This is a genomic window from Eggerthella sinensis, assembly GCF_003339815.1.
GTDB classification, from domain to species: Bacteria; Actinomycetota; Coriobacteriia; order Coriobacteriales; family Eggerthellaceae; genus Eggerthella; species Eggerthella sinensis.
Window position 1 is genome coordinate 1 of record NZ_PPTT01000065.1, and the last position, 803, is coordinate 803.

Genomic DNA, 803 nt, shown 5'->3' on the forward strand with positions numbered 1-803 from the left:
CCTTCTTCTGCAAGTACCTCTGCCCGGCCGGCATTCTGGAAGGCGGTATCCCCCTCGCCATCGCCGACGAGGGTATCCGCGCCGGCCTGGGACCCCTTTTCACGGGGAAGACCTGCCTGCTTCTGCGCATTGTGACGCTGGCAGTGTTCTTCTACCGGCCGTTCTGCAAATGGCTGTGCCCCCTGGGGGCGTTCTACGCTCCCTTCAACAAGGTATCGGCCTGCCGGCTCCACGTAGACGCCCGCGCGTGCACCTCCTGCGGCACCTGCAGCCGCACCTGCAAGATGGACGTCGAAGCGTTTCGCACACCGAATCACACCGAGTGCATCCGGTGCGGCGATTGCGTGCGCACCTGCCCCACCCGGGCAATTTCCCTCTCATTTCCCCTGATGAACCGAACCGAGACAAAGGAGAACGATCATGTTGAGAAGAATAGCGACCCTCGCAGCGGCGGCCCTGCTGGGAGCGGCTCTGCTAGCCGGGTGCAGCTCCCCTGACGGCGAGCTCGTGTCGAAGACCCCTTTCCCGGAGTTTTCCGCCGTGGACACCGACGGCGAGAGCATCGGCAGCGACGTGTTCGGCGACTGGGACGCGACCATCGTCAACTTCTGGAACAACGGCTGCGGCACCTGCATCGCCGAAATGCCCGAGCTCGAGGAGATGTACCAGCAGTTCAAGACGGAGAACGTGAACCTCATCGGCGTGGCGGCCGACTCGGGCGAAAGCGACGAGCAGCTTGCCTGCGCCCGCGACATCCTCCACGAGAAGGGCGTGACCTACGCCAATATCTCGCCGAGCCCACG

2 protein-coding genes are annotated in these 803 nt (G+C 64.0%); both read left to right on the forward strand.

Annotated elements, in window-relative coordinates; translation table 11 throughout:
- On the forward strand, positions 1-497 hold a 497-nt coding region (locus C1876_RS17395), incomplete at its 5' end, for a 4Fe-4S binding protein (protein ID WP_114547979.1).
- 10 nt (positions 498-507) lie between these two features.
- Positions 508-803, forward strand: a 296-nt coding sequence (locus C1876_RS17400) for a peroxiredoxin family protein (RefSeq protein WP_211309581.1), incomplete at its 3' end; no start/stop codon positions are given.